Annotated in this window: 25 protein-coding genes; 8 read left to right on the forward strand and 17 right to left on the reverse strand. The window is 70.7% G+C overall.

Features of this window, described 5'->3' with window-relative positions; genetic code table 11:
- Positions 1-27: 27 nt before the first annotated feature.
- The 3 genes from CP983_RS03505 to CP983_RS03515 all read left to right on the forward strand — a co-directional run bounded on the left by CP983_RS03505 (position 28) and on the right by CP983_RS03515 (position 5,323).
- Positions 28-1,791: a beta-galactosidase gene (locus tag CP983_RS03505; protein ID WP_150498485.1), complete on the forward strand. Its 1,764-nt coding sequence runs from the start codon at positions 28-30 to the stop codon at positions 1,789-1,791.
- Positions 1,791-4,157, forward strand: coding sequence for a beta-galactosidase (locus CP983_RS03510; protein WP_150498486.1), 2,367 nt, complete (start codon positions 1,791-1,793; stop codon positions 4,155-4,157). Before CP983_RS03505 ends, CP983_RS03510 begins: the two co-directional genes overlap by 1 nt.
- 98 nt (positions 4,158-4,255) lie before the next feature.
- Positions 4,256-5,323 carry a LacI family DNA-binding transcriptional regulator gene (locus tag CP983_RS03515; RefSeq protein WP_150498487.1) on the forward strand — a complete coding sequence of 356 codons (1,068 nt, stop codon included), beginning with the start codon at positions 4,256-4,258 and terminating at the stop codon, positions 5,321-5,323.
- A gap of 91 nt (positions 5,324-5,414) precedes the next feature.
- Here the strand turns inward: CP983_RS03515 and CP983_RS03520 are convergent, their stop codons facing one another.
- The 8 genes from CP983_RS03520 to CP983_RS03555 all read right to left on the reverse strand — a co-directional run bounded on the left by CP983_RS03520 (position 5,415) and on the right by CP983_RS03555 (position 14,934).
- Entirely contained in the window at positions 5,415-7,454 is a 2,040-nt protein-coding gene (locus CP983_RS03520; protein ID WP_150498488.1) for a heavy metal translocating P-type ATPase, read from the reverse strand.
- Positions 7,455-7,500: 46 nt separating this feature from the next.
- The gene (locus CP983_RS03525; RefSeq protein WP_150498489.1) at positions 7,501-8,370 is read right to left on the reverse strand and encodes a metal ABC transporter permease; all 870 of its coding nucleotides are present in this window, start codon (positions 8,368-8,370) and stop codon (positions 7,501-7,503) included.
- Positions 8,367-9,197, reverse strand: coding sequence for a metal ABC transporter ATP-binding protein (locus CP983_RS03530; protein ID WP_189748575.1), 831 nt, complete (start codon positions 9,195-9,197; stop codon positions 8,367-8,369). The genes CP983_RS03525 and CP983_RS03530 overlap by 4 nt, the downstream gene beginning before the upstream one ends.
- Positions 9,198-9,235: 38 nt before the next feature.
- Positions 9,236-10,162: a metal ABC transporter solute-binding protein, Zn/Mn family gene (locus tag CP983_RS03535; RefSeq protein ID WP_150498491.1), complete on the reverse strand. Its 927-nt coding sequence runs from the start codon at positions 10,160-10,162 to the stop codon at positions 9,236-9,238.
- Between the two features lie 141 nt (positions 10,163-10,303).
- Entirely contained in the window at positions 10,304-11,050 is a 747-nt protein-coding gene (locus tag CP983_RS03540) for an SOS response-associated peptidase (protein WP_150498492.1), read from the reverse strand.
- Between the two features lie 187 nt (positions 11,051-11,237).
- Entirely contained in the window at positions 11,238-12,404 is a 1,167-nt protein-coding gene (locus tag CP983_RS03545; RefSeq protein WP_150498493.1) for an acyl-CoA dehydrogenase family protein, read from the reverse strand.
- Positions 12,405-12,550: 146 nt separating this feature from the next.
- The gene (locus CP983_RS03550) at positions 12,551-14,179 is read right to left on the reverse strand and encodes an MFS transporter (protein ID WP_167537635.1); all 1,629 of its coding nucleotides are present in this window, start codon (positions 14,177-14,179) and stop codon (positions 12,551-12,553) included.
- Positions 14,180-14,517: 338 nt separating this feature from the next.
- On the reverse strand, positions 14,518-14,934 hold the full coding sequence (locus tag CP983_RS03555; RefSeq protein WP_150498495.1) for a SnoaL/DnrD family polyketide biosynthesis methyl ester cyclase: 417 nt from the start codon (positions 14,932-14,934) through the stop codon (positions 14,518-14,520).
- Between the two features lie 198 nt (positions 14,935-15,132).
- Between CP983_RS03555 and CP983_RS03560 the strand changes: the two genes are divergently transcribed.
- Positions 15,133-15,993 (forward strand): class I SAM-dependent methyltransferase, encoded by an 861-nt coding sequence (locus tag CP983_RS03560; protein ID WP_150498496.1) that lies wholly within the window; start codon positions 15,133-15,135, stop codon positions 15,991-15,993.
- Between the two features lie 153 nt (positions 15,994-16,146).
- On the opposite strand, the gene CP983_RS03565 is transcribed toward CP983_RS03560, so the two are convergent.
- Both CP983_RS03565 and fabG read right to left on the reverse strand, forming a co-directional pair.
- Positions 16,147-17,334 (reverse strand): FAD-dependent oxidoreductase, encoded by a 1,188-nt coding sequence (locus CP983_RS03565; RefSeq protein WP_150498497.1) that lies wholly within the window; start codon positions 17,332-17,334, stop codon positions 16,147-16,149.
- 60 nt (positions 17,335-17,394) lie between these two features.
- A complete protein-coding gene (fabG, locus tag CP983_RS03570; protein ID WP_150498498.1) occupies positions 17,395-18,180 on the reverse strand; it encodes a 3-oxoacyl-ACP reductase FabG in 786 nt (261 codons plus the stop codon).
- Positions 18,181-18,340: 160 nt separating this feature from the next.
- Between fabG and CP983_RS03575 the strand changes: the two genes are divergently transcribed.
- Positions 18,341-19,081: an SDR family NAD(P)-dependent oxidoreductase gene (locus tag CP983_RS03575; RefSeq protein ID WP_208852827.1), complete on the forward strand. Its 741-nt coding sequence runs from the start codon at positions 18,341-18,343 to the stop codon at positions 19,079-19,081.
- A 52-nt stretch (positions 19,082-19,133) separates the two neighbouring features.
- Positions 19,134-19,577: an ester cyclase gene (locus tag CP983_RS03580; protein WP_030956395.1), complete on the forward strand. Its 444-nt coding sequence runs from the start codon at positions 19,134-19,136 to the stop codon at positions 19,575-19,577.
- Positions 19,578-19,633: 56 nt separating this feature from the next.
- Here the strand turns inward: CP983_RS03580 and CP983_RS03585 are convergent, their stop codons facing one another.
- Positions 19,634-20,467 carry an NAD(P)H-binding protein gene (locus tag CP983_RS03585; protein WP_150498499.1) on the reverse strand — a complete coding sequence of 278 codons (834 nt, stop codon included), beginning with the start codon at positions 20,465-20,467 and terminating at the stop codon, positions 19,634-19,636.
- Positions 20,468-20,632: 165 nt separating this feature from the next.
- Here CP983_RS03585 and CP983_RS03590 point away from each other — a divergent pair, with 165 nt between their 5' ends.
- Positions 20,633-21,046, forward strand: a complete 414-nt coding sequence (locus tag CP983_RS03590) for an ester cyclase (RefSeq protein WP_107906495.1) — start codon at positions 20,633-20,635, stop codon at positions 21,044-21,046.
- A gap of 55 nt (positions 21,047-21,101) precedes the next feature.
- Positions 21,102-21,494 carry a VOC family protein gene (locus tag CP983_RS03595; protein ID WP_150498500.1) on the forward strand — a complete coding sequence of 131 codons (393 nt, stop codon included), beginning with the start codon at positions 21,102-21,104 and terminating at the stop codon, positions 21,492-21,494.
- Positions 21,495-21,604: 110 nt separating this feature from the next.
- Here CP983_RS03595 and CP983_RS03600 read toward each other — a convergent pair whose 3' ends face one another.
- The 6 genes from CP983_RS03600 to CP983_RS03625 all read right to left on the reverse strand — a co-directional run bounded on the left by CP983_RS03600 (position 21,605) and on the right by CP983_RS03625 (position 26,667).
- Positions 21,605-22,918, reverse strand: coding sequence for an NsdA family TPR-like regulatory protein (locus CP983_RS03600; protein ID WP_107906483.1), 1,314 nt, complete (start codon positions 22,916-22,918; stop codon positions 21,605-21,607).
- Between the two features lie 178 nt (positions 22,919-23,096).
- Positions 23,097-24,095, reverse strand: coding sequence for a dTDP-glucose 4,6-dehydratase (rfbB, locus tag CP983_RS03605; RefSeq protein ID WP_176574326.1), 999 nt, complete (start codon positions 24,093-24,095; stop codon positions 23,097-23,099).
- Position 24,096: 1 nt separating this feature from the next.
- Positions 24,097-24,417, reverse strand: a complete 321-nt coding sequence (locus CP983_RS03610) for an antibiotic biosynthesis monooxygenase family protein (RefSeq protein ID WP_229914627.1) — start codon at positions 24,415-24,417, stop codon at positions 24,097-24,099.
- On the reverse strand, positions 24,414-24,683 hold the full coding sequence (locus CP983_RS03615) for a hypothetical protein (RefSeq protein ID WP_150498501.1): 270 nt from the start codon (positions 24,681-24,683) through the stop codon (positions 24,414-24,416). Before CP983_RS03615 ends, CP983_RS03610 begins: the two co-directional genes overlap by 4 nt.
- A complete protein-coding gene (locus CP983_RS03620) occupies positions 24,680-25,612 on the reverse strand; it encodes an NAD-dependent epimerase/dehydratase family protein (RefSeq protein ID WP_150498502.1) in 933 nt (310 codons plus the stop codon). The genes CP983_RS03615 and CP983_RS03620 overlap by 4 nt, the downstream gene beginning before the upstream one ends.
- Complete coding sequence (locus tag CP983_RS03625; RefSeq protein ID WP_150498503.1) at positions 25,609-26,667, reverse strand: glucose-1-phosphate thymidylyltransferase; 1,059 nt, start codon at positions 26,665-26,667, stop codon at positions 25,609-25,611. Before CP983_RS03625 ends, CP983_RS03620 begins: the two co-directional genes overlap by 4 nt.
- Positions 26,668-26,669: the final 2 nt, after the last annotated feature.

A 26,669-nucleotide genomic window follows, 5' to 3' on the forward strand; every position in this document is an offset into this window, starting at 1 on the left:
ACGTCCCCATCGAAGGGAACTTCCGCAATGTCCGCTCTGACGACGTCCGCCGACGGTTTCCTGCTGCGCGGCGAGCCGTTCCGGATCGTCTCCGGCGCCATGCACTACTTCCGCGTCCACCCCGACCAGTGGGCCGACCGGCTGCGCAAGGCCCGTCTGATGGGGCTCAACTCTGTCGAGACGTATGTGCCGTGGAACCTCCACCAGCCCGATCCGGCAGGCCCAATCGTCCTCGACGGCTTCCTCGACCTGCCCCGCTATCTGAGCCTGGCCCGCGCCGAGGGCCTGCACGTCCTGCTGCGCCCGGGACCGTTCATCTGCGCCGAGTGGGACGACGGCGGTCTGCCCGCGTGGCTCATCGCGGACCCGGACATCAAGCTGCGGACGGGCGACCCGCGTTTCACCGGCGCGTTCGACCGGTACCTGGACGAGCTGCTGCCTCCGCTGCTGCCGTTCATGGCGGCGGCCGGCGGTCCGGTGATCGCGGTACAGGTGGAGAACGAGTACGGCGCCTACGGCGACGCCACCGCGTACCTGAAGCACCTCGAATCGGCCTTCCGGAGCAGGGGCGTGGAGGAGCTGCTGTTCACCTGCGACCAGGCCGACCCCGAGCACCTGGCCGCCGGCGGCCTCCCCGGCGTCCTGGCCACCGCCACGTTCGGCAGCCGGGTCGACCGGAACCTCGCCGAGCTGCGCCGGCACCAGCCCGAAGGCCCCCTGATGTGCGCGGAGTTCTGGATCGGCTGGTTCGATCACTGGGGCGGTCCGCATCATGTGCGGGACGCGGCCGACGCCGCCGCCGACCTGGACCGGCTGCTGTCGGCCGGCGCCTCGGTCAACATCTACATGTTCCACGGCGGCACCAACTTCGGCTTCACCAACGGCGCCAACCACAAGCACGCCTACCAGCCCACCGTCACGTCCTACGACTACGACGCGGCCCTCACCGAGTGCGGTGACCCCGGCCCCAAGTACCACGCCTTCCGTGAGGTCATCGCCCGCCATCTGCCGGTCCCCGACGAGCCCGCCCCGGCACCGTCCCGCAAACTCCCGCCCACCGCGGTCGAGTTGGACCGCCGGGCGCCGCTGCTGACTCGTACGAAGGCCCTCGCCGAGCCCGTCCGCACCGAGGACCCGGCGACGATGAACGTCCTGGGCCTGGACACCGGTTACGCGCTCTACCGCACCACCTTCGGCACGGCGGGCGACGGCCTGCTGCACTTCACGGGCGGCGTCGGCGACCGCGCACAGGTCTTCGTCGACGGCGCACCCGTCGGCGTGCTGGAACGCGAGCGCCACGACGAGACCCTGCCCGTCCGTGTCCCGCACCCAGGCGCCACGCTGGAGGTCCTCGTCGAGAACATGGGCGGCGTCAACTACGGCCCCCGCATCGGCGCGCCCAAGGGCCTCCTCGGCCCCGTCACCTTCGACGGCCGCCCGCTGCACGGCTGGGACTGCCACCCCCTGCCCCTGGACGACCTGACCGGACTGCCCTTCGCGCCCGCCGAGGCGGCCACGGCCGTCGAACCCGCCTTCCACCAGGGCACGTTCGAGGTCGACGTCCCGGCGGACTCCTTCCTCGCCCTGCCCGGCTGGACCAAGGGCCAGGCCTGGATCAACGGCTTCCACCTCGGCCGCTACTGGAACCGCGGCCCCCAGCACACCCTCTACGTCCCCGCGCCGATCCTGCGCCCCGGCACCAACGAGCTGATCCTGCTGGAACTGCACGCCACGACAAGCACCCGCGCCAGGCTCACCGACACCGCCGATCTAGGTCCGGAGTCCGACTGATGACCCGCCCGCACCGCCTGCGCATCCCGACGCCGTCCCCTCCCCCGCTGACCGGCCACCTGCCCTTCACCGACGCGCCCGGCGTCCCCGACCCGATCGAGGTCACCAGCCGTTGGCTCACCCGTGGGGGACGGCCGTGGTTCCCGGTGTCCGGCGAGTTCCACTACACCCGCTTCCCGGCCGCCGAGTGGGAGGAGGAACTGCTGAAGATGAAGGCGGGCGGCGTGACGGCCGTCGCGAGCTATGTCATCTGGATCCACCACGAGGAGACCGAGGGCCGAGTCCGCTTCGACGGCGACCGCGACCTGCGCCGTTTCGCCGAGCTGTGCGCCCGCCACGGCCTCGACTTCATCCCCCGCATCGGCCCCTGGTCGCACGCTGAGGTCAGGAACGGCGGCCTCCCCGACTGGCTCATGGCCCGCGACTGCACACCGCGCACCGACGACCCGGCGTATCTCGCGCCCGTACAGGACTGGTTCGCGGCGATCGCAGAGCAACTGCGCGGCCTCGACCGCGCCCACGGCGGCCCGATCGTCGCGATCCAGATCGAGAACGAGCTCTACGACCGGCCGGGCCACCTGCTGACGCTGAAGCGGATGGCCCAGACGGCCGGCCTGAGCGCGCCGCTGTGGACGTCGACCGCATGGGGCGGTGTGCGGCTCCCGCCCGACGAGCTGCTTCCGCTGTACGGGGGCTACCCGGAGGCCTTCTGGACGGAGGCGGACGGCGGCTGGCCCGACACCTGCCGCAAGCACTTCTTCTTCACCCACCAGCGCGACGACGAAGGCATCGGCGCCGATCTGCGACCGACCACCGTCCGGGGCGGCGACCCGGATGCCCTCGCCGGCCGATTCCCCTGGGTCACCTGCGAGTTGGGCGGCGGCATGGCCGTGGCGTATCACCGGCGGCCACGCCTGGAAGCCGCCGACATCGGCGCCCTCGGCCTCACCAAGATCGGCTGCGGCTCGGTGTGGCAGGGCTACTACATGTTCCACGGCGGCACGAACCCGCTCGGCGAGCGATCCACCCTCCAGGAGTCCCACGCCACCGGATACCCCAACGACCTGCCGGTCCTGACGTACGACTTCCAGGCGCCGCTCGGCGAGTACGGCCAGTACCGGCCCTCGTACGGCGAACTCCGACTCCAGCACCTGCTGCTGGCGGACTACGGCCATCTGATCGCCCCGATGGAGTCGGTGCTGCCGGAGCGCCTGCCCGAAGGGCAGCTCGACCGGGACACCCTGCGGTGGGCCGTGCGCGCCGACGGCGACACCGGGTTCCTCTTCGTCAACAACCACCAGCCGCACGAGCCGCTGCCGGACCACCCGGACACGTCGTTCACGGTCGAATTTCCGGGCGAGGCACAGGCGTTGACGCTGCCCGCCACACCGGTGACCGTGCCGGCGGGCGCGTACTTCTGCTGGCCGCTGCGGCTCGAGGTCGCGGGCGTACGGCTGGACTGGGCGACGGCGCAGCCGGTCTGCACTCTCGACGTGGACGGGCGTACGGTCCTGGTGCTCGCGGCCACCGACGGCATCGCGCCCGAACTCGCCCTGGATGCCGCCACGGTGGCGTCGGTCAGCGCGCCGTCCGGGGACATCGCCGAAGTCGGGGGCCGGATCCTGGTGACCGGGCTGCGGCCCGGCACCGACGCGCTGGTCGAGGTGGAGACGGCGGACGGCGGACGGGCCGGTCTGCTGGTGCTGGACGCGGCGACGGCTCGTACTGTCCATCGGGGCATGGCCTGGGGCGCCGAGCGGCTGCTGCTGAGCCCCGACGGGATCGTCTTCGACGGTGACGAGGTGCGGGTGCACAGAGCTGCCGGGCGGACGTCGTTCGCCGTCTTGCCGGCGCCGGACAGCGCGCTGGTGGTGCACGGGGAGACGGTGACCGCCGAGACCGACGGCGTCTTCGCCCGCTACCGCGTCGGAAGCGGCGGCGGCGACGAGCCGCTCCGGGCTTCGCTCACTCTGGTGCGGCCCCCGGGGCCTGCGCCCGAGCCCGCGACCGGCGTGCTGGGACGTGCGAGCGCGCCCGCGGACAAGCACTACGACACGGTGGCCGCCGAGTACCGCGTCGACGTACCGGACGATCTCCCGGAGGGCGCCGTGCTGCGGTTGCACTGGAGCGGGGACACCGGGCGGGCCCATGTGGGAGAGACGTTGGTCGCCGACCAGTTCTTCTCGGGGCGGGTCTGGGACATCGGCCGGCTTCCGGCGGGGGCGGTGCTGCGGGTCAGGGTGCTGCCGTTGCACGCCGATGCCCGCGTCCATGTGCCGCAGGAGGCGGCGGAAGCGGCGCGCTCGGCGGTGGTGACGCGTGCCGAGTGGATCCTCGGTCGTGTCCGGGCCGTGCGGAGGGGTTGAGGCGGCGCCGTACGGGGTTCCGCCCCGCCGACCTGCCTATGCTGGGGGACCTGCCGGGGCGGATGCCGCCGCCGTGACGATGGCGAGGAACAGCGATCATGACCCGAGGCTCCGCCGACGACTCCGCTCCACGGGGGCGCAGCAGACGGAACTTCGCGGGCTCGCGCCCCGTGATGGACGACGTGGCCCGGCTGGCGGGCGTCTCCAAGCAGACCGTCTCCCGCGTCCTCAACGACCATCCGTCGGTGCGGGCCGAGACCCGCGAGACAGTGCTGAGCGCCATGCGCACACTGGGCTACCGGCCGAGCCGCAGCGCGCGTTCGCTGGCCAGCGGGCGGACCCGGATGGTCGGTGTGATCTCCTTCGACGCCGCCCGCTACGGCCCCGCCTCGATCCTGACCGCGATCAACACCGCGGCACAGGAAGCCGGTTACCTGCTCAGCTCGATCGCCCTGGACACCGCCGAACCCGACACGGTGGTCGAGGCCGTGAACCGGCTGTCCGCCGAGGGCGCGGACGGCGTGATCGCCATCGCCCCACAGCTGTGGGTCGGCAAGGCCCTGGCCGACACCCGCCTCGACACCCCGCTGATCGTGCTGGAGAACGGCCTCGACGCCGACACCCAGCAGGTCACCGGCGACTCCCGGGCCGGTGCCCGCAAGGCCGTCGAGTATCTGCTGGGCCTGGGACACCGCACGGTGTGGCACGTCGCGGGCCCGACCGGCTGGACCTCGGCCGATCACCGGCTCGGCAGCTGGCAGGCCTGCCTGGAGGCGGCAGGCGCGGCGGTGCCGACCCCGCTGATCGGCGACTGGAGTGCCGACTCGGGCTACGAGCTGGGCCGGCGGCTGGCCCGGCGCACGGACGTCACAGCCGTGTTCGCCTCGAACGACCAGATGGCCCTCGGTCTGCTGCACGCCCTGCACGAAGCGGGCCGCTCCGTCCCCGGCGACATCAGTGTCGTGGGCTACGACGACATCCCCGAGGCCGCGCATTTCCTTCCGCCGCTGACCACCGTGCGCACGGACTTCGCGGAGATCGGCACGCGCTCGCTCCGGCTGCTCCTGGACCGTCTCGACGGCACAGAGGAACCGTCCCGGACCCGCTCATTGGTCCCGGTCGACCTGGTGCTCCGCGCCAGCAGCGGTCCCCCGCCCGCTGGTTGACGGCCGTCCCCGGGGTTTGCGATACCGGCGCTCACCGTCGGCCCCGGCAGCCGCGGTTGCAGGCACTACAACTCCGCGGCACCCGCCGGGATCAGCCGGTCCCGTCCGCCGCCGCCCGCTTCCAGGCCGCGTCCCGCAGCAGGCGCAGTCCGTTCAGGCCGACGAGGACCGTGGAGCCCTCGTGGCCCGCGACCCCGAGGGGCAGCGGCAGCGTCCAGGCCAGGTCCCAGACGACGAGGCCGGCGATGAACACCCCGGCGATGGCGAGGTTCTGCACCACCAGCTCGCGGGCGCGGCGGGACAGGGCGACGGTGGCGGGTACGGCGGCGAGCTCGTCGCGCACGATCACCGCGTCGGCGGTCTCCAGGGCGAGGTCGGAGCCGGCTCGGCCCATGGCGACGCCGATGTGCGCGGCGGCCAGCGCGGGCGCGTCGTTGACGCCGTCCCCGACGACCATCACCCGGTACCCGGCGCCTTCCAACTCCCGCACCGCGCCCACCTTGTCCTGCGGCAGCAGCCCGGCCCGCACGTCCTCGATCCCGGCCTCGGCGGCCAGGTGCGCGGCGGCAGTGGGGTTGTCGCCGGTGAGGAGGATCGGGGCGGTGCCGGTCAGGACGGTCAGTGCGGCGACGGTCGCGGCCGCGTCGGGACGCAGCCGGTCGGCGATGCCGAGCACACCGGCCGGGGTTCCGTCGACGACCACGAGGACGGCGGTACGGCCGGACTCCTCCAGTTCCCGGGCGAGTGCCGCGACCACGCCGTCGTCATCTGCATCCTCTGCGCACTCGGCCTCGACTTCGGCCTCGCCCACGCCCTCGATCTCGGCTTCGGCGTGCAGCCGCGCCGGAGCGCCCACCTCGACCGTACGGCCCCCGACGACGGCCCGGACGCCGATCCCGGGCGATGACGTGAAGCCCTCGGCGGCCGGCAGGTCGAGGCCACGCTCGCGTGCCGCGTCCACCACCGCGCGGGCCAGCGGATGCTCGCTGGGGTGCTCGGCCGCCGCGGCGAGCATCAGCAACTCGGCCTCGTCCAGGCTGCGTTCGCGCAAGGGTCGTACGTCGACGACGCGCGGCGTCCCCTCGGTGAGCGTGCCGGTCTTGTCCAGCGCCACGGCGTCGATCTGGCCGAGGCGTTCCATCGCCACGGCCGACTTCACCAGCACACCGTGCCGGCCGGCGTTGGCGATGGCCGACAGCAGGGGCGGCATGGTGGCCAGGACCACCGCGCACGGCGAGGCCACGATCATGAAGGTCATCGCGCGCAGCAGCGCCTCGGAGAACGCCTCGCCGAACGCGAGCGGCACACCGAACACGGCGAGCGTCGCGGCCACCATGCCCAGCGAGTAACGCTGTTCGACCTTCTCGATGAACAACTGCGTGGGCGCCTTGGTCTCCGACGCCTCCTCCACCATCCGTACGATGCGGGCGATCACGGAGTCGGAGGCGTCCCGCTCGACACGGACACGCAGCGCGCCGGTGCCGTTGAGGGTGCCCGCAAAGACCTCGTCGCCCGGCTCCTTCGCCGCCGGGAGCGGCTCGCCGGTGATGCTCGCCTGATCCACCTCACTGGCTCCGTCGAGCACCCGTCCGTCCGCTCCGACGCTCTCGCCGGGCCGTACGAGGACGGTGTCGCCGACCGCCAACTCGGCGACGAGGACGGCCTGTTCGGTGCCGTCGGCGGCGATGCGGGTGGCCGTGGCGGGGGCCAGGTCGAGCAGGCCGCGCACCGAGTCGGCGGTGCGGGCGGTGGCGAGCGCCTCCAGCGCGCCCGAGGTCGCGAAGATGACGATCAGCAGGGCGCCGTCCATGACCTGCCCGATCGATGCGGCGCCGAGCGCGGCGACGACCATCAGCAGATCGACGTCGAGGGTCCGGTCCTTGAGCGCCTTGAGCCCCTCCCAGCCCGGCTCCCAGCCGCCGGTGGCGTACGACAGCGCGTACAGCGGACCCCAGATCCAGGCGGGCGCTCCGGCGAGCTGGAGCGGCAGCGCGAGCAGGAACAGCGCGGTGGCCGCGGCGGCCCAACGGACCTCCGGCAGCGCGAGCAGCCGGGTGCGCCGCCGGGGGACGGCTCCGGCGCGCACGGAGGCGGCGGGGCCGGCCGCGGGTGGGGTGAGCGTGGCAGTCATGCCCCCACAATAGAGGAACACATGAAGACCCGTTCATTTCTTCATGTCAGCTCCGTACGCCTGCCCCACCGCCGCGGACCCGTTTGCAGCCGAAACGCCTGCACACGAGATAGATGCCGAACGAGATCGTCGTGACGTACGGGCTGATGGGGATGGAGCTGCCGAGGGCAAGCAGGATGCCGCCCTCGATGGAGGCCACCGCGAACACCGCGCTCAGGACGGGAAGCAGCACCGGCGAGGCCGTGACCCGGGCCGCGGCCGCCGCGGGTGTGACGACGAGGGTGAGGACCAGCAGGGCGCCGACGATCTGGACGGAGAGCGCGACCGCGAGACCGAGCACGATCATGAAGGCGAAGGACAGTCCCCGCACGGGCACGCCCCGCGCCTCGGCCACCTCCGCGTCTGCACTCGCGAAGAGGAGCGGTCGCCACATCACCGCGAGCGCGACCAGCACCACCGCCGACGTACCGAGCAGCCAGGACATCTGCGGGGTGTCGACAGCGACGATCTGCCCGGTCAGCAGGCCGAACTTGTTCGCCGCGCGGCCCTTGTACAGCGCGAGGAACAGCACGCCGAGCCCGAGGCCGAACGGCATGATGACGCCGATCACCGAGTTGCGGTCCCGGGCCCGCGCCCCGAGCAGCCCGATCGCCCCCGCCGCGACGAGCGAGCCGACGATCGACCCGGCCACCACATTCACGCCCAGCAGCAGCGCGGCCGAGGCCCCGGCGAACGACAGCTCGCTGATCCCGTGCACCGCGAACGGCAGGTCCCGCATGGTCACGAACACGCCCACCAGGCCGCCGACCAGCCCGAGCGCGGCCCCGGCGACGAGCGAGTTGCGGACGAGGGCGAGCAGTTCGCCGTAGTGGTCGAAGGCGAAGATCTGCTGCCAGATCCCCTGGGCGAGGGTCATGGCCCTGCTCCGTCGGGCAGTTGGGGATGGCGTGCGGTCTCATCGGGTGCGCCGACGACCACCACGCGGTCGCGGACTCGCACGACGTCGACCTGTGTGCCGTACAGCCGCGACAGCGCCTCGGAGGTGAGGACCTCGTCGGGGGTGCCGACGCGGTGGCCGCCGCGGGCGAGGTACAGCACGCGGTCCACGAGCCCCAGCACGGGGTTGATCTCGTGGGTCACGAAGACCACCGCCGTGCCGTGGGAGCGGCGCCGGGCGTCGACGAGTTCCGTGACGGCCCGCTGGTGGTGCAGGTCGAGGGAGAGCAGCGGTTCGTCGCAGAGCAGGACGCGGGGGTCGGTCGCGAGGGCCTGCCCGATGCGCACGCGCTGCCGTTCGCCGCCGGAGAGCAGGGCGACGGGGACGTCGGCGTACGCCGCGGCCCCGACCGAGGCGAGGATCTCGTCCACGCGGCGTCGTACGGCGCCCGTGCGCCGCCGAGGCCCGAAGCGGTGCCCGTCGACGCCGAGGCGGACGAGATCCCGGGCGCGCAGCATGGCCTGTGCGGACAGGGCCGCCTGCTGGGGGACGTAGCCGATGTGCCGGCTGCCGCGGCCGGGCGGACGGCCCAGCACCGTGAGCGTGCCGGCGGACAGCCGGCGCTGCCCGAGCAGTGCGCGGACGAAGCTGGTCTTGCCTGCCCCGTTGGGCCCGAGCACGGCCAGGAACTCGCCCGGCCGCACGTCGAGATCGAGGTCCCGCCACACCACGCGCTCGCCGTACGACAGGGCCGCTCGCCGCAGACGGATGAGCGCCTCGTCCGTGCCGGGGCGGGAGCCGGTCAGTGCGTCGTCCGCGCCGGGGCGGGGCACGTCGGGGGTTGTCACTTGGCCAGCGCGCTCGCGAGCGCGTCCACGTTGGCGGTCATCCAGGCGAGGTAGTCCTTGCCCTTGGGGAGGGTCTCGGTGACGGGCACGACCGGGATGCCGGCGGCCTCGGCCGCGCGCTCGGCCTTCTCGGTCTGCGGGCCGGAGGTCTGCTCGTTGTAGACCAGCGCCTCGACCTTCTTGCCGGTGAACAGCGCCAGGGTGCTCCGGAGGGTCCGCGGGGAGACGTCGTCGCCCTCCTCGATCGCCTCGCTGAACTCCTCGGGTGTGGCGTTCCTCAGCCCACTCGCCTCGATCATGTACAGCGGGACGGGCTCGGTGATGGCCACGGACTCGCCGCCGTGCTCGGCCTTGATTCGGGCCTCCTTCCGCTCCAGGGGCCGGAGGAGGTGTACGAAGTCCTTCGCGTTCTGGGTGAAGGTCGCGGCGTCGGCCGGGTCGGCCTCGCCCAGTGCGGCGGCGATGCGCTCGGCGAGTTCGGCGACCGTCGGGAAGTCGTACCAGACATGCTCGTTGAGCTCGCCGCCCTTCGGGGCGGTCTTCCCGGAGACCTCTACGGCGTTGATGACGTCGAGGGACGGGCCCGCGCTCTTCAGCATGCGGTCGACGAAGTCGTCGTAGCCGCCGCCGTTCTCGATGACGACCTCGGCCTTGGAGAGCGCCAGTTGATTGCGGGTGCTGGCCTCGTAGGAGTGCGGGTCCTGGTCGGGGTCGCTGATGATCGAGGTGACCTGGACCTTGGCGCCGCCTATTCGCCGGGCCAGGTCTCCGTAGACATTCGTCGAGGCCACGACGGGGATGGCGGAGGCCGCGGCGGGACCGTGAGCTCTGGCGGTGTCCGAGGAGCCGGCGCAGCCGGCGAGGAGGGTGAGGCAGGTACCGGTCAGCAGGGCTGCGGACAGACGGCGTGAGGGCATGGGCATGGATACCTCCGAGCAGGGCGAATGATCCGCCGAGCCCGATCCGTCCCGGCGGCGGCTCCACGCTAAATGAAAATGGATGTCAAAACGGCTCTATTGGCCCCTCCCGGGCCAACCCTTACCGAGAGCTCACCTTCGCCGTGGTCAGGGGGCGGGGACCTCGTCCAGGAGCTGGGGGCCGTTGTTGCTGACGCTGTTCACCGCGGGCGAGACGGGGCGGGCGTCGAGCTGACCGTCGGCCGGCGTGGTGAGCAGGGCGCGCAGGTCGTCCGTGGACCGGTGGTGGGGGTCGAGCCAGGCGTCGTAGTGCTCGGGGGTGAGCGCGAGCGGCATACGGGGGTGGATGCGGCCGGCCGCATCGGTGGCCTCGGTGGTGATGATCGTGCAGGTCAGCAGCCAGGCGGCGGGGTCGTCGCCGTCCTTGACGGCCGGGTCGCGCCAGAACTCGTACAGACCGGCGAGGGCCAGGACCTGCCCGTCCTCGGGGTGGATGAAGTAGGGCTGCTTGCGGACCATGCCGGAATTCGCGTCCTTGACCTGCTCCCACTCGTAGAAGCCGTCGGCCGGCAGCAGGCAGCGGCGTTTGACGAACGCACGGCGGAAGGCGGGCTTCTCGTGCACGGTCTCCACGCGCGCGTTGATCATCCTCGCGCCGATCTTCACGTCCTTCGCCCAGGAGGGCACGAGGCCCCAGCGGAGCGGGCGGAGCCGCCGCTGGGCCGGGGCGTCCTCGTCGGCGCCACGCGGAGCGCGCTCCAGGACCGCCCAGACGTCGTCGGTCGGGGCCACGTTCCAGCTCGGCGCGAGGGTCTCCTCGGGGTGCCACTCCGTGACCTCGAACAGCTGGGCAAGGTCTTGGGGGCTGCGGGTGGAGGCGTAGCGGCCGCACATAGGGCCACTGTGCCACGGTGGGGGGCTTGGGTCCTGGTGGGGTGGTCGGGGGTGTGTCGGCCGGGGTGTGGCGGGCCCAGGTGCGTCGGCGCGGGATGTGTCGGGACGAGGCGTGTCGGCCTGGGTGTGCCGGGTGGAGGCGGGTCGGGCCGAGGTGCCTCAGCCGGGGCGTGTCGGGCCGTCCGGGTCAGACGTCCAGTCCTCCCCGTTTCACGAGCCGGTCGGCGATGATGTTGCGCTGGATCTCGTTGGTGCCCTCTCCGACGATCATCAGCGGCGCGTCCCGGAAGTAGCGCTCGACGTCGAACTCGGTCGAGTAGCCGTAGCCGCCGTGGATGCGGACAGCGTTGAGGGCGATCTGCATGGCCGTCTCGGAGGCGAAGAGCTTCGCCATGCCGGCCTCCATGTCCACCCGGTGTCCGGCCTCCGCCCGACGGGCGGCGTAGAGGGTGAGCTGGCGTGCGGCGGTGAGTGAAGTCGCCATGTCGGCCAGGTAGTTGCCGATGGACTGGTGCTGCCAGATCGGCTTGCCGAAGGATTCGCGTTGCTGCGCGTAGGCGAGCGCGTCCTCCAGGGCGGCCCGTCCCACGCCGAGGGCGCGGGCGGCGACTTGGAGGCGGCCGGTCTCCAGACCTCGCATCATCTGGGTGAAGCCGTGCCCCTCCACTCCCCCGAGCAGCGCGTCAGCGGGTGCGCGGTGGTTCTCGAAGGCCAGCTCGCAGCTCTCGACGCCCTTGTAGCCGAGCTTGGGCAGATCGCGGGAGACGGTCAGGCCCGGTCCGTGCTCGACGAGCAGGACGGACATGCCGCTCTGCGCGGGCTCGGCGTCCGGGTCGGTCTTGCACAGCAGGGCGATGAGCTGCGAGCGGCGGGAGTTGGTGATCCACGTCTTCGCGCCGTTCACCATGTAGCCGTCGCCCTCCCTGTGGGCGACGGTGCGCATCGCCTGGAGGTCGGAGCCACCGCCGGGCTCGGTCAGTGCCATCGTCGCGCGGGTCTCGCCGCTGGCCATCCGGGGCAGGTGGCGCTGCCGCTGCTCCTCGGTGCCGAAGTGCAGCAGCAGCTTGGCGACGACGGTGTGCCCGCCCATCGCGCCGGCCAGGCTCATCCAGCCCCGGGCGAGCTCCTCGGTGACGAGGACGTAGCAGGGCATGGAGACGGGGGTGCCGCCGTACTCCTGCGGGACGGCGAGTCCGAAGACGCCGAGTTCCTTCATCCGCTCGATGAGGGCTTCGGGGTATGTGTCGGTGCGTTCCAGGTCCCGGACGACGGGCTTGACGTCCTTGTCCACGAAGTCGCGCACGGTCCTGACGACGTACCGCTCGTCCTCGGACAGGAGGTCGAGACTGCTCATGGTCCGCTCCTTCGGTGTGCCCGCCGGATCTCCGTTCATGGTCACGCATGAACTGGCCCGCGAGAACGCCCCGACACGGCCGGCCGGGAGCGGGCGCGCGAGGCGCCCGCTCTGCTCAGCCGATGGTGGCGGTGGCGGTGGCGGGATCAGTCCTCGGGTGTGCTGCGGCTGTCCTCCTCACCCGCGGTCTCCTGGGCGGGTTCCGCCCTCGGCGGTGTCGTGAACAGTCCGCACAGCACGGTCGCCGCGATGAGCACGGCGGCCGCGACCAGGAAGGTGATGTGCATGGCGTGGGTGAAGCTCGTCGCGAAGGCGTCGTCGCCCAGGCGCCGGAAGAGGTCGGACTCGCTCACGCTGAGGCCCGAAGGAACGCTGGGCGGACTGAAGTTGCCGGCGCTGTCGGCGGCGGCCAGGAACTGGTCGCGCAGTTCCGAGGGCAGCTGGGCGGCCTGTTCCTGGGCCTCCTCGGGGAGATCGGCGTTGATGCGGGCCGACAGCAGGGCGCCCAGTACGGCGGTGCCGAGGACTCCGCCGACCTGGCGGGTCGTGTTGGAGACGCCCGAGGCGGCACCGGCCAACTGGGGGTCCACACCGTCCATGGTGGCCTGTTGCAGCGGCGCGAAGGTGGCGCCGCTGGCGATGCCGATGATGATCAGGCCGGGCAGCAGACTCCAGGCGTCGCTGTGCGCGTCGGTGGAGGCGACCAGGACGAGCAGGCCGACGGTGAGCATGGCGAGGCCGGCCATGAGGACGTACTTGCCGCCGAACTTGTCGGACAGCCGGCCGGCGTAGGTGGAACCGACCGCGGTCAGGATCGCGTTGGGCAGCATGACGGCGGCGGTTTCCAGGGCGCTGTAGCCGCGGGCCGTCTGGAGATAGAGCACCAGGACGAAGGCGATGGCGATCATCCCGAGCTGGAAGATGAAGCCGACGCCGTTGCCGACCGAGAAGTTACGGGCGTTGAAGAGGGCGAGCGGCATGAGCGAGTCGGTCTTGCGGCGGTGCTGCCACAGGACGAACAGCACGAGCAGCACGACGCCGGCGATGATGACGGACGCGATGCTGATCGGGCCGGTGATGGTTCCCCAGTCGTAGCGCTCGCCCTCGATGAGGCCGAAGACGATGCCGGTGAGGCCGGCGGTGGCCAGGGCGACGCCGGTCAGGTCGAGGCTGTTGCTGCGGCCGGGCCGCATGACCGGGACGTACCGGATGGCCAGCAGGGCGGTGACGATGCCGATCGGCACGTTGATGAAGAAGATCCAGCGCCAGCTGAGGTGGGCGAGGAGGAAACCGCCCACGACCGGGCCGACGATGGGCGCAAAGCCGACGATGGCCCCGAAGAGGCCGAACGCCCGGCCGCGCAGCTGGGGCGGGAAGATCGTCAGGATCGACGAGATCACCTGCGGGAACAGCAGCGCCCCGCCCAGCCCTTGCAGCACACGCGCGGCGAGCAGCCAGTCGGGTGACTCGGACAGCCCGCACAGGGCCGAGGCCACGGTGAAGAGGGTGATGCCGATCAGGAAGAGCCGCCGATACCCGTAGATGTCGCCGAGACGCCCTGTGGTGATCAGCAGTACCGAGAAGACCAGCATGTATCCGTCGATGATCCACAGCACCTGGTCGTAGGACGCGTCCAGGCCGTCGATCAATGTCGGGATGGCGATATTGACGATGCTTCCGTCGAGCAGCGCCATGAAGAAGCCGACGCACATGATGGCGAGGACCAACCATGGCCGCTGCGTGACCGGGGCTTCCGCCGTTTTGACTTCCGTCACTCCGATGACCTCCATGAACTCGGAGCACCGGCCGTGGCTTCGGGGACGTGGCGCAATACCGTACGCTCGCACTCGACGAGCTTGAGCGGAACGCCGATCTCAATGCGCCGCTGAGCCCGAAAACCGTTGGCCGAAGGGAATTCCTGCGCGACGGAGGCACGTTGGGAGCCACCGGAACAGAGATATCCCTTGGTGTATGTGACTCCCACCTTCTCCACGGTCATCGGGACCCGAAGAAGCTGGTTGGCGAGGCATGAGCCCAACGGTGAGAAGCCGAATCGGACTCTAGCAAGGGCAGTGAGGGCCTCGCAACGAGGTCGATCTCGCCGCGGGCCGGGTCAGTCGGGCAGTGCCGGGAGCCCGAGTTGCCGGAGACAGCCCAGGTCGTCGCGCCATTCGCGGTGGTGCCTGATGCGGCCGTCGACGACCTCACACAGGTGCAGTTGTTCGGCCGCGAACCGGCGGCCGGTGGGCGGCAGTCCGACGAGGTCGCCGGTGTGCCGCCCGCTCATGACCAGGTACGCCGTGACGTACCCGCCGCCCTCGCGGTACTCGATCTCCTCCAGATGTAATTCGGAGAACGCGTTGCGCACCCAGTGAACGGAGTCCGTGAAGCTCTCCGGGCCGCGCTTGTCGGAGCGTTCCAGTGTCGCCGGGTTGAAGTATTCCGAGTGGATGTAGTCGGACGCGTCGTCGGTCTTTCCCGTCGCGAATGCCTGGACCATACGACGAACCACATCTATTGCCTCGCTCATCTCCCTCTCCCTTTCCGCCTCGTGGGGCGATTCATTCGTCGCGGCCATCTTTGTCCCGCAGGAGAACGACCACAAGACCTCCCCGTACCGTGCACGGTAATTCCGAGAGCGTGACTCGAGAAATCCTCGACCCGCGCTCATGCGGCGCTCCAGCGTCGAACGCTTATCTCTCAGGAGAACCGACGATGCGGAGGAAGAATGGATTCGACTGCCTACAAGTCCGGGGTGACGAACGCCTTCAAGAACGCCGCCGATTCCTACGACCGGGGCGGGGTCGGGTTCTTCACCCCCATGGGCCGCCGTCTGGTCGAACTCGCGGCGCCGCAGCCGGGTGAGCGGGTGCTCGATGTCGGCTGCGGCCGGGGGGCCGCGCTGTTCCCGGCCGCACGGGCCGTCGGGCCCACGGGGCGGGCCGTCGGCATCGACATCGCCGACACCATGATCGAGGCCGCCCGCGCGGAGGCGGCGCGGGCCGGCGCCGGCAACGTCGAGCTGCTGGTCATGGACGCCGAGCGTCCGAGCTTCGCGCGCCGCTCCTTCGATCTCGTTCTGGGCAGCTACAGCATCCTGTTCCTGCCCGACGCGCCCGCCGCACTGGCCCGTTACCCGCGCATCATGACGGCCGCGGGCAGGCTCGCCTTCACCTGCCCCGTCTTCGAGGCGGACAGCTTCCCGTTCCTGCCGCCGGTGTTCACCCCGATGATCCCGGCGTCGGTGCCCGCGGCCCTGCCCGCCGACTGGCAGCCGAGCGAGCTGCGCCGTCGCTACAACGGCTGGCTGTCGGACGTCGAGTTGCTCCGAGCGACCCTCGGCGAGGCCGGGTTCACCGACGTGGCCGTACGGGATCAGGCCGTTCCCATGACCGCCGAGTCGCCGGCCGCGTGGGTCGACTGGTCGCACACGCAGGGCATGCGGCTCCTGTGGGAGCGGCTTCCGGAGCCGGTCGCCGCGGAGCTGCGTGATTCGCTGGTCGCCGGGCTGTCCGAACTGAGCGGTCCTGACGGCTCGTTGGTGATCGAGACGCCGGTGCGGTTCGTCACCGCTCGCGTCGGCTCCTGACGGGGTCCATCTGCGCGGTGGGGATGCGGCGGGAGCGATGCCCGCCGCATCCCCATCCGCGTGTTCGACGGTCGGTGTCCTGCCCGGCCTCGGCGCATGCTCGACAGCGGACGCCGGGAGCGCGTCCGCTGTCGAGTGGGTTCCGCGTGCCGGTCAGGCGAGCTTTGCGAACAGGGCCCTGCGGAGCGGGGGTACGGCGGATGCGGTCCGGAGCACCGTCTTGAACAGCAGCCGTTGTGTCGTGCTCTCGGACACGAACATCCGGGCGGCGCGCAGCGACTCGGAGACCGCGCGGAAGCCGTCCCGCCGCATCGCGTCCTCGTATCGGCCCACGGCCAGGCGCGTGTCCGCGCTGCCGGTGAGTTCGCGGGCGAGGAGCGCGGCGTCGTTGAGTGCCATGTTCGCGCCCACGCCGCGCAGTGGCGTCATGCTGTGGATGGCGTCGCCGAGGAGGGTCACCCGGGTCGCCGGCCAGGCGGCCGGGGGAACCGAGGTGCGGATGGGCACGGCGTTGACCGTGCCCGGGTCGGTCTCGCGGACCATCGCGCGCAGTGCCGGGTGCCAAGAGCCGGTCAACCCGTCGACCAGCTCCGCCAGTTGTTCACCGGGCAGGATCTCGACGTCCGCGGGATAGCGGTGTGCTGCGGCGCCGTACGCCCACATGAGGTAGCCCTCGTCCGCGCCGGGCTCGTGCCGTGCGACGAACATCCCCGTGCCTCCCGGCGCGACGACCGAGTTGGGGCGGGAGCTCAGGCACTCGGGAAGCAGCCGTTCGGCGACGGGCAGGGCGAGGCGGCCTACGATCGAGACCATCCCGATGTCGACGCGGCGCGCATGCGGCAGATACTGAGCGCGGACACGGGAGTTGGCGCCGTCCGCGCCGACGACGAGGTCGGCCGTGGTGCTGGTGCCGTCGGCGAAGTGGCACTCGAACCGGCCGTCCCGGGTGCGTTCGTACCTCTCGAAGCAGGCCCCGAACCGGACCACGTCCTCCAGCCCCGTCAGCAGGACCTCCCGCAGCATGCCGCGCTCGGCGGAGTAGTGCGGTTCGGCGTCCGGTCCGCCGTCGAGGACGGCGAGTTCCCGCAGCCGTTCGGTGAGGAAGCCGAATTCCTGACCGATGCGCCCGGCCCGGGACAGGAACGTCTCCCACACCGGGGCCGGCAGGCAGCGGCGCAGGGCGCGGGCTCCGGTCGGGTTGATGCGGACCCGGTAGCCGTGCAGCGCGTCGGTCGGAGTGCGGTGCCGTTCATGGACGGTCACCTCGATGCCGGCCGCGTGGAGTGCCTGGGCCAGGCAGAGTCCGCCCGTCCCCGCGCCGATCACCGCGACGTTCGGCATCGGCCCCCGCCTCCCCACTGTTCGGCGGCGAGGGGGTCGCGTGCGCGGGAGGGGCGGGGGTCAGTGGACACCGAAGCCGCCGCACACGTTGAGCGCCTGGCCGGTGACCGAGGCGGCCTTGGGCGAGGCGAGGTAGGAGACCATCCACGCGACCTCCTCCGGCTCGCTGTACCGGCCGATGGGGATGTCGGAGGCCAGCCGGCGCAGGGCCTCCTCCTCGTCCACCTGCCAGATGCCCGCCTGGCAGGCGCGTACGTTGACCGACATCGGCGTCTCGACATATCCGGGGCACACCGCGTTGACCGTGATCCCGGTCTTCGCGAGTTCCAACGCGAGGCAGCGGCTGAATCCGACGACGCCGTGTTTGGCGGCCGCGTAGGGCGCGCCTCCGATCGTTCCCTGCTTTCCCCACACCGAGGCGATGTTGATGATGCGGCCGTTCTGCCGCTCCGTCATGCGCCCTTCGTTGAGCACGGATTTGGACATCAGGAAAACACCGTTGAGATTGGTGTCGATGGTGGCGTACCACAATTCGTTGTCGATGTCCGCGGTGATTCCTCCGCCGGGCCGGCCGGCGTTGTTCACCAGGATGTCCACCGGTCCGTAACGCGCGACGCAGTCGGCCACCATCGCGGTCACCTGGTCGGGCTTGGTGACGTCGCACGCCTGGCCACTGACCTGGCCTCCGTCCGCCCGCAGTTCGGTCACCGTCTTCTCGACGGTTTCGGCGTCCCTGCCGCAGATATGTACGCGTATGCCTTCTGCCGCCAGGGTGGCGGCGATCGCCCGGCCGATTCCACTGCTCGCGCCGGTGACGATGGCTGTCCGCTCGATGTTGTCCGTCATGGGCCCAAGTTCGCAGCCCGGCCTAGCGCCGCACTCGAGGCGGAATGGAAAGCCGAATGAGTCGCAGCCAATGCGATGAGTCGGCTTCGAGTCGTTTTCTAGGCGCTCCCGGCACCTTGAGATGCCCTGTCCGCGAGAAAAAAGAGGAGAGAGCTGCAGCATGCGAGGAATCGTCATCACCGGCGGCGGCACGGGCATCGGCCGTGCCGCCGCGCACGCGTTCGCCGACGCCGGCGACGCGGTACTGATCGTCGGGCGGTCGGCGGACACGCTGGCCGAGACCGCGAAGGGCCGGGACGGCATCCACACCCTGCCGCTCGACCTGACCGAGCCGGACGCGGCCGCCGTCGTCGTCGACACCGCGCGACGTCAGCTCGGGCGGCTCGACGTGCTCGTCAACAACGCCGGGATCGCGAGCTTCGCCGGCCTCGGCTCGCTGGCACCGGCCTCGGTCGAAGCGCAGATCAGGACCAACCTGATCGCGCCGATCCTGCTCACCCAGCAGGCCCTGGACTCGCTGGAGGAGACCGGCGGCCTCGTCGTCAACATCAGTTCGGCCGGGTCGATCGGGCTGCGCACCATCCCGGACAACTCGGTGTACTGCGCCACGAAGGCGGGCCTTGACGTGCTCACCCGTACCTGGTCCGTGGAGCTGGCCCCGCGCGGCATCCGGGTCATCGGCGTCGCGCCGGGTGTCACCGACACGGGTGTTGCGCTGCGGGCCGGTGTTTCCCCGGCCCAGTACGAGGCCTTCATGGAGCGGATGCGGGCGGAGATCCCGCTCGGCCGGGTCGGCGCTCCGGAGGACATCGCCTGGTGGATCGTCACGCTGGCCTCGGCCGACGGGGGGTACCTCAACGGCGCGGTGATCCCGGTGGACGGCGCGCTGTCGGTCACGTGAGCCCCTTCCGCCTCCGTCCATGCCCCGAGGTGCCCTTCTGAGAGGAACGGCCGTGAGCAGCAACGTCGATGTCGTACGGAGGATGGTGCGCGCCTACAACACCGGCGACACCAGTGATGTGGACCAGTACATTCACCCCGACTATCTGAACCCCGCCTCCCTGGAACACATGGCGGACAAGAACTGGCGCGGACCGGCCGTCTTCGCGATGGCGGTGAAGTGGCTCCGGGCGACCTTCTCCGAGGAGGTGCGCCTGGAGGAGATCCGGTACGAGGAGCGCGGCGACTGGGTGCGCGCCTATCTGGCCCTGTACGGCCGCCATGTCGGCGAACTGGTGGGGATGCCCGCGACGGGCCGTCGTTTCTCCGGGGAGCAGATCCATCTGATCAAGCTGGTCGACGGCAGGATCCGGGACCACCGTGACTGGCCGGACTACCTCGGCACGTATCGGCAGCTCGACGAGCCATGGCCGACCGCGGCGGGCTGGCGGGACTGACGCCGGGAACGTTACGCGGCCCCGGGGCTGATGGCCCCGGGGCCGCGCGTGTGTGCTCAGCCGACGAGTTGGGCCCGATGGTCGCGCACCCACTGGTCGAACGGGGTCGCCGGTCGGCCGGTGACCTTCTCGACCGTGGGCAGCGGCGCCGGCGGGTTGGCGACCGACTCGACGAGGTAGCCGAGGACCATGTCGACCACGGGCTCGGGCATGAACCGGATCATCTCCTCCCGCGCGGCCCGCGGTGTCACCTCCTCGAAGCGGATGCCGGTGCCGGTGACCGCGGCGATCCGGGCGACCTGCTCCGGCTGGTCCAGCAGCTCGGGACCGGTCAGCTCGTAGCGGGCGCCGGCGTGACCGTCCGTCATCAGGGCCGCGGCCGCCACCGCCGCCACGTCCCTCTCGTGGATCAGCGCGCGCCGGGCTTCCGGATACGGAGCACGGACCACACCCTCGGTGCGGATCGAGTGCCCCCACTTCCACAGCAGGTTGTTGGCGAACTCGTCGGGCCGTACGAAGGTCCACACAACGCCGCTGTCCTCGACGGCGCGTTCCACCGCCCGGTGGTGGGCCCCGCTGTGAGTGGTCTCGTCGTGCACGGAGCTGGACGACAGCACCACGATGCGCCGCACGCCGGCCCGCACCGCCCGTGCGACGACTTCGGACGCCGTCTCCGGCACCGGGAACAGATAGAGCCGCTCGATCCCCCGCAACGCCTCGCCCAGGCTGTCCGGCCGGGTCAGATCGCCGGCGACCACCTGTACGCCGTCGGGGGCGGGGGTCCGCCCCGGTGTACGGGTCATCGCCCGCACTTCGAGCCCCGCCGCCGCCAATTGCCGTGTCACCTCTCCGCCGACGTGTCCCGACGCGCCGGTCACCAGATACGTCATGCCGCCCGACCTCCTTTCACCCATGGCCATGTCCTCGCCCGTGAGTCTTGCGACCGCTCCTTGATGTGTTCTCAAGGAGCGGTCGCAAGACTTTGGAACCAGCACCGGAGCCGAAGGAGGAAATGAGAGTTGACTGCGGCCGACAACAAGAAACGCTGTCTCGAGATGGTCGACGCATGGAATCGCGGGGAGCTCGGCGGAGTCACGGCGCACTGGTCACCGGACGTCGTCCATCACTCCGAGGAAAGGATCGTGCCGAACGAGGAAATGGTCCTTCGCATGGAATCCGGCCTGACGGCGTTCCCCGATGTGCGTCTCGACGTCAGGAGTGTGCTGGCCGAGGACGATCGGGTCAGCATGCGGATCAGCGTCACCGCCACGCACAAGGGCCCGTTCATGGACATCGCTCCGACGAACCGGACGGTGACCTGGCACACCGCGGAGGAGTTCCGCTTCGTCGACGGCAAGGTCGTCGAGCACTGGGATGTCATCAACTACATGCCGATGCTGCGGGAGTTGAACATGGTCGGCTCCGACGTGCGCGGCTGGGGGACGGCCGAACAGCAGGTCTCCCAATAGCCCTCGGCGGCGAGCCGTATCGCCGCCGGTCTCCCGACAGAGAGGGGAATTACACATGGCCGTGGAACTGAACCACACCATCGTCCTGGTGAAGGACAAGGACGCCTCGGCAACGTTCATGGCCGACCTTCTCGGCCTGCCGAAGCCGAAGGAGATGGGCCCGTTCGCGGTACTCCAACTCGCCAACGACGTGTCGATCGACTTCATGGACTTCCGGGGCGAGGGCGACATAGTTCCGGGACACTGCGCATTCCTGATCAGCGATGAGGAGTTCGACCAGATCTTCGGACGCATTCGCGAGGGCGGCATCGATCACTGGGCGGACCAGTACCACCGGGAACCCGGCCGGATCAACGACCGGGACGGCGGGCGCGGGGTCTACTTCGAGGATCCGAGCGGGCACAACATGGAGATCATGACCCGGCCCTACGGCAGCGGCGGGGCGTAGACGTCACCCGCCGGCGGGCCGCGCGCAGTCGCGGTCGACGAGGGCGGGGTGCACGGGGGCCGTCATCCGGAGGCAGGCTTCGGGTGACGGCCCCGTTCGCACCGGATCGGTCAGGTCTCCTGCAGTAATCGGTCCCTGGAGAGGAACTCGGCGATCCTCCGGGAGGTCTCCCGGGCGATCGCGGGGTCGTTCCGCAGGAACTGCCGGCGCAGTCCCGACAGCCGGACGCGGGCGCGCTGGGAGACCATCACCCCGGCCAGCGACAGGGCTTCCTCGGCGGCCTCGGCGGCTCCGTCGATCTCGTCGCGGCCGAGCCTGGCCTCGGCCAGCGAGGCGGCGTGCAGCATCCGGTTGCGGGGCTGGCAGTCACCGAACAGCGCGAGCCCGTGCGCCAGATAGCTCTCGGCCCGTCGAAAGCACCCGAGCTCCAGCCAGGACCGGCCGGCGTCGGCGAGTATGACGGCCCTGTTCACCCACTGGACCCACGGCTTCGCTGACGCCGGTTCGGCATCGAGGCTCAGTTCCGCCGCCTCCGCGATGGCGTGCTCGCAGCCCGCCCGGTCGCCGAGGGCCGCACGGACCCGTGCCTCGCGGGTCGCCAGCAGCGCCTGGTGGATGCCGCGGTCGTCGCGGTCCGTCCCCTTGCGTGCGATACGGATGAGCCGCAGCCCGGCCTCCGGCTCGCCTTCCCAGATCGACCGGTAGCTCATTCCGGAGAGGATGTACGCGGCCAGCGAGCGATCCCGGGCGATACGGGCCGCGGCGAGCCCGGTCAGCAGGCAGGACCGGGCGAGGCGCAGCAGTCCCAGTTCGGCGGCGAGCCACCCGGCCAGCTGTGCCAGTTCGGCGATGAGGCGGTGCAGTTGCACACCGGTCGGCTCGTCGTAGGCGTGCTCCGCGGCCAGTTTGCGGGCGAGTTGCAGATCCTGGAGCGCCCAGTCCATGGCGAGTCTGGTGCTGGAGATCTCGTCCACCTTCCGCAGCTGCTGGAGGCGGGCGGACAGCATCTGGATCGCCACTTCCGGTACTTCGTCCCCGTACAGCCGGACGGGAAGCGCCGGCTCGTCCTCCACCAGCCAGGCGACAGCCACATTGGTCAGATCGGCCATCGCCACCGGCAGGCTCGGAACGGAGGACACGGTCTGGATGCGGGCGGCCCGGCCCAGCACCCGGTTCGTCGGCGGGGACCCGGGCCACAGTGCCTCCACCGTGATCGGCTCGCCCAGCCGCTCGGCGAGGATCTCGGCCACCACATGAGGCAAATGCCGACGAGGTCGTGCCCCTTTCAACCAATTGTAAGGGGCCTTTTTGCTGATTGTTCCCGCTCCGCACTTCTTGTTGATCTCCAGGGCCAAATGTTCCGGAGACCAGCGAAGTCTGGTCAAGCACGAGGCGAGCAATGAAGACGTCTCATGGACGGTCATCGTTTCCCCCTAATGACGCAAATGATCTCTGGCCAGTGTTTCCAGCCGCGCTCTGCATCAACCCATGATCGGGAACACTGACTTGAACAGTTCGACTCGAAACGACAGGCCGTCGCGGGCCCGGGTCCGCGCGTCGAGGACGCGCTGAAGACCCGGGCCCGGCGGGAGAGGGTGACCGCTACCCGCCCCGTGCGTCGTACGCGCTCTCGACGGCGTCCTTGCGCGACGCCCACCACCAGGGGTTTTCGCGATACCAGTCGATGGTCGCGGCGAGCCCGGAGCGAAGGCTCCGATGACGCGGCTGCCAGCCGAGCCGGGTCCGCAGCTTCGACGAGTCGTTCGCATAGCGAAGATCGTGGCCCGGTCTGTCGAGTATCTCCTCATACCGGTCCACCGGTTTTCCCATGAGATCGAGGAGTATTTTTACAATCGCTTTGTTGCTCATCTCGCAACCGGATCCGATGAGATAGGTCTCGCCGATCCCGCCCTTTTCCAGGATGAGATGGACCGCCTCGTTGTGGTCCTCGACATGCGTCCATTCGCGGACGTTGCGGCCGGTCCCGTACAGCTTCGGCAGCCGGCCGGTGAGGACGTTGGTGACCTGACGCGGGATGAATTTCTCCGCGTGCTGATAGGGCCCGTAATTGTTGGCGCAGTTCGACAGCGTCGCCGCCACCCCGAAGGAGCGCACCCATGCCCGTACCAGCATGTCCGAGCTCGCCTTGGTCGCGGAGTAGGGGCTCGACGGGTTGTAGGGGCTCGCCTCGGTGAACTTCTCCTCGGAGTCGAGCGGGAGGTCGCCGAAGACCTCGTCGGTGGAGATGTGGTGGAAGCGCCGGTCGTGCCGGCGCACGGCCTCCAGCAGGACGTAGGTCCCCATGACGTTGCTGCGGACGAACGGTCCGGGGTCGCGCAGCGAGTTGTCGACGTGCGATTCGGCGGCCAGGTGGACGACGAGGTCGGCGTCGGCGACGAGGCGGTCGACGAGCTCCGTGTCGCAGATGTCCCCTTCGACGAAGCGGATGTCGCCGGCCACGGCCTTGAGGTTGTCGCGGTTGCCGGCGTAGGTCAGCGCGTCCAGGACACAGATCTCGAACTCGGGTCGTGTGGTCAGCGTGTGGTGCACGAAGTTGGCACCGATGAAACCGGCACCGCCGGTCACGAGCAGGCGCGTCATGTCAGCGCCGCGATCGGATCGCGTCGGTCTCGGTGACCACTTCGTAGAACTGAGGCTCGCTGCGCGCCAGTTCACGCAGCCGGCGCGCGTGGTCGTCGAACTCCGGCCCGCGCAGGGCCTCGCGCAGGGCGGCCGCCGTCTCCCATTCGGCCACGTTGGCGTAGGAGTGCGGGTCCTGCGTCGAGCGGATCAGGCGGTACCGGATGAACCCCGGCTGTCGCGCGAGGTGGGCCGCGGTCTCGGCGAAGGCGCGCTCGAACTCGAGCGGATCGCCGCTGACGGTGAACCGGTTGATGAAGACGAGCATCGGCTTCTCTCTCATGGTCGACGGCCTTCTGTCGGATCGATGTGCTCTCGCGGGCCGGTCCGCCGGCTGCGGGGCGCCTGGCACAGAGGGCGGGTGAGGATCTCGCGCACGAGTCCGGCCAGGGTGGTCAGTCCGTCGGCGGGGGCGTGGGCGGGCGGGAAGTCGCCGAGGTCCGGCGCGGGTGCCGCGTGGGACACGGTCTCCAGCGGCTCCGGCACACCCGGCCAGGACCACGAGCGGCGTGTCGCCGCGCTCCGGTCGCCCCTCGCCGGGATGTTCACCGCGCCACCGCCGTGCCGTTCAGCGCACGCCAGGTGCGTTCCAGGCCCACGGCGAGCGGAGTGCGCGCCCGCCAGCCGAGCCGCCGGTGTGCCCTGTCGACGTCGAGGAGGTTGGCGGGCTGATCGAACCCCCTGCCGGGGCACAGCCGGACGGTCAGCTCCCGGTCGGTCACCTCACGGATGACGCCGAGCAGCCGGCCGAGCGTGGTCGCCTCCCCCGACCCGATGTTGACGACGTCGAACGGCAGGTCGACCGCTTCCGGGCCGAGCCCGGCGAGCGCGGTCACCGCGTCGCCGACGTAGAGGTAGTCCCGGGTGGTGTCCGGGTCGCCGTACAGCTCCAGCGGGCGTCCCTGCGCGACGGCGGCCAGCCAGTGGGCGACGACGCCGTACCCGCGGCGCAGCGCGTGCCCCGGGCCGTACACGTTGGTCATCCGCGCCACCATCCCCGGCACCAGCGGTGAGCGGGACAGCAGCTCCCGCTCCAGGGCGAGCTTGGCCCTCGCGTACGCCGACTTGGGCAGGGCCTCCGCGTCCTCGGTGCACGGCCTGCCGTCGCCGGACTCACTGACGGTCAGGCCGGTGCTGGCCAGCACGACCAGCGGCGGGTTCTCGACGGTCGCAAGCGCGTCCAGCGTCCGTACGAACGTCTCGTGGTCCGCCGCTACGCGCTCGGGGTGAGTCTCGGCGAGGCCCGGGGTCACGCTCGTCGCGAGGTAATGGACGACGCCGGCGGCGCGCAGCGCCGGGGCGGGTGTTCCGTCGGGCCGGACCAGCGGGGGTGTGTCGCGCGTGGCGGCGACGGCGTCGGCTCCGCTCGCGCGCAGGCGTTCGCACAGCGCCCGGCCCATGAGCCCGCCCGCACCCACCACCAGGGTGGGCCGCCGCGCGGGCGCTGCCCGGTCCGGCTCCTTTCCCGGCCCGCTCATGAGGCGATCACCACGCTGCTGTCGTCACCGAGGAACACCTCGGCCCCGGCCCCGCCGCCCCGGACGCTGGCCGAGCGGCCCACGACCGACCCCGACAGCCCGCTCACGCCGTGGACGGTGGCGTCCGCCAGCAGGATCGAGTCGGCTATCTCGGCCTCCGTGATGCGGCAGCCGGGGCCGACGGCGGTGTGCGGACCCAGCTTGCTGTCCCGCACCACCGCGCCGGCCGCCACCAGTACGGGGCCCACGAGTTCGGATCCGCTGACGGTGGCGTTCTCCGCCACTACCACCGGACCGCGGATGGTGGACTCCTCGTCCACCTGACCGGTGATGTCGGTGGTCAGCCGTTCCAGCAGGACGCGGTTGCAGGCGAGCAGGTCGGTGAGGCGCCCGGCGTCCTTCCAGTAGCCCGGGCACTCGTGACCGACCACGCGCCGGCCGGTGTCGACGAGCCACTGGATCGCTTCGGTGATCTCCAGCTCGCCGCGGGCGCTGGGCCCGATCGCCCGCACCGCCCGGTGGATCGCCGGTGAGAAGACGTAGGCGCCGACGACGGCGAGATCGCCGACGTAGGTCTCGGGCTTCTCCACCAGCCGCTGGATGCGTCCGGCGTCGTCGACCACGGCGACGCCGTACTCCGACGGGTCGTCGACCTTCCCCAGCAGAAGCATCGCGTCGGCCCGGTTCGACCGGAACTCCGAGACGAGTTGACCGACGCCTTCGAGTACGACGTTGTCGCCGAGGCACATGAGGAAGTCGTCGGATCCGAGGAATTCCCTGGCGATCAGCACGCAATGGGCCAGTCCGTCCGGTCGTTCCTGTTCGATGTAGGTGATGCTCAGACCCATGTCGCGGCCGTCACCCAGAATTCTCCGGAACTGGTCGCCGCGGTCCCCTACGACGATTCCGACCTCGGTGATCCCGGCCTCGCGAATGACGTCGAGGCTGTACCGGACCACGGGTTCACCGCCGACCGGTATCAGTTGTTTCGCGGTGGTGTGGCTCAACGGGCGCAGCCGGATTCCCATTCCCCCGGCGAGAACCAATGCCTTCACAG

This window comes from Streptomyces chartreusis, assembly GCF_008704715.1.
Taxonomy (GTDB): Bacteria; Actinomycetota; Actinomycetes; order Streptomycetales; family Streptomycetaceae; genus Streptomyces; species Streptomyces chartreusis.

Excerpts from the sequence above, each read along its gene's own strand:
- CP983_RS03505 (WP_150498485.1), top strand. The coding sequence starts at position 28 with ATGTCCGCTCTGACGACGTCCGCCGACGGTTTCCTGCTGCGCGGCGAG.
- CP983_RS03510 (WP_150498486.1), top strand. The coding sequence starts at position 1,791 with ATGACCCGCCCGCACCGCCTGCGCATCCCGACGCCGTCCCCTCCCCCG.
- CP983_RS03515 (WP_150498487.1), top strand. The coding sequence starts at position 4,256 with ATGACCCGAGGCTCCGCCGACGACTCCGCTCCACGGGGGCGCAGCAGA.
- CP983_RS03520 (WP_150498488.1), bottom strand. The coding sequence starts at position 7,454 with ATGACTGCCACGCTCACCCCACCCGCGGCCGGCCCCGCCGCCTCCGTG.
- CP983_RS03525 (WP_150498489.1), bottom strand. The coding sequence starts at position 8,370 with ATGACCCTCGCCCAGGGGATCTGGCAGCAGATCTTCGCCTTCGACCAC.
- CP983_RS03535 (WP_150498491.1), bottom strand. The coding sequence starts at position 10,162 with ATGCCCATGCCCTCACGCCGTCTGTCCGCAGCCCTGCTGACCGGTACC.
- CP983_RS03540 (WP_150498492.1), bottom strand. The coding sequence starts at position 11,050 with ATGTGCGGCCGCTACGCCTCCACCCGCAGCCCCCAAGACCTTGCCCAG.
- CP983_RS03545 (WP_150498493.1), bottom strand. The coding sequence starts at position 12,404 with ATGAGCAGTCTCGACCTCCTGTCCGAGGACGAGCGGTACGTCGTCAGG.
- CP983_RS03555 (WP_150498495.1), bottom strand. The coding sequence starts at position 14,934 with ATGAGCGAGGCAATAGATGTGGTTCGTCGTATGGTCCAGGCATTCGCG.
- CP983_RS03560 (WP_150498496.1), top strand. The coding sequence starts at position 15,133 with ATGGATTCGACTGCCTACAAGTCCGGGGTGACGAACGCCTTCAAGAAC.
- CP983_RS03565 (WP_150498497.1), bottom strand. The coding sequence starts at position 17,334 with ATGCCGAACGTCGCGGTGATCGGCGCGGGGACGGGCGGACTCTGCCTG.
- fabG (WP_150498498.1), bottom strand. The coding sequence starts at position 18,180 with ATGACGGACAACATCGAGCGGACAGCCATCGTCACCGGCGCGAGCAGT.
- CP983_RS03575 (WP_208852827.1), top strand. The coding sequence starts at position 18,341 with ATGCGAGGAATCGTCATCACCGGCGGCGGCACGGGCATCGGCCGTGCC.
- CP983_RS03585 (WP_150498499.1), bottom strand. The coding sequence starts at position 20,467 with ATGACGTATCTGGTGACCGGCGCGTCGGGACACGTCGGCGGAGAGGTG.
- CP983_RS03590 (WP_107906495.1), top strand. The coding sequence starts at position 20,633 with ATGGTCGACGCATGGAATCGCGGGGAGCTCGGCGGAGTCACGGCGCAC.
- CP983_RS03595 (WP_150498500.1), top strand. The coding sequence starts at position 21,102 with ATGGCCGTGGAACTGAACCACACCATCGTCCTGGTGAAGGACAAGGAC.
- CP983_RS03600 (WP_107906483.1), bottom strand. The coding sequence starts at position 22,918 with ATGACCGTCCATGAGACGTCTTCATTGCTCGCCTCGTGCTTGACCAGA.
- rfbB (WP_176574326.1), bottom strand. The coding sequence starts at position 24,095 with ATGACGCGCCTGCTCGTGACCGGCGGTGCCGGTTTCATCGGTGCCAAC.
- CP983_RS03610 (WP_229914627.1), bottom strand. The coding sequence starts at position 24,417 with ATGAGAGAGAAGCCGATGCTCGTCTTCATCAACCGGTTCACCGTCAGC.
- CP983_RS03620 (WP_150498502.1), bottom strand. The coding sequence starts at position 25,612 with ATGAGCGGGCCGGGAAAGGAGCCGGACCGGGCAGCGCCCGCGCGGCGG.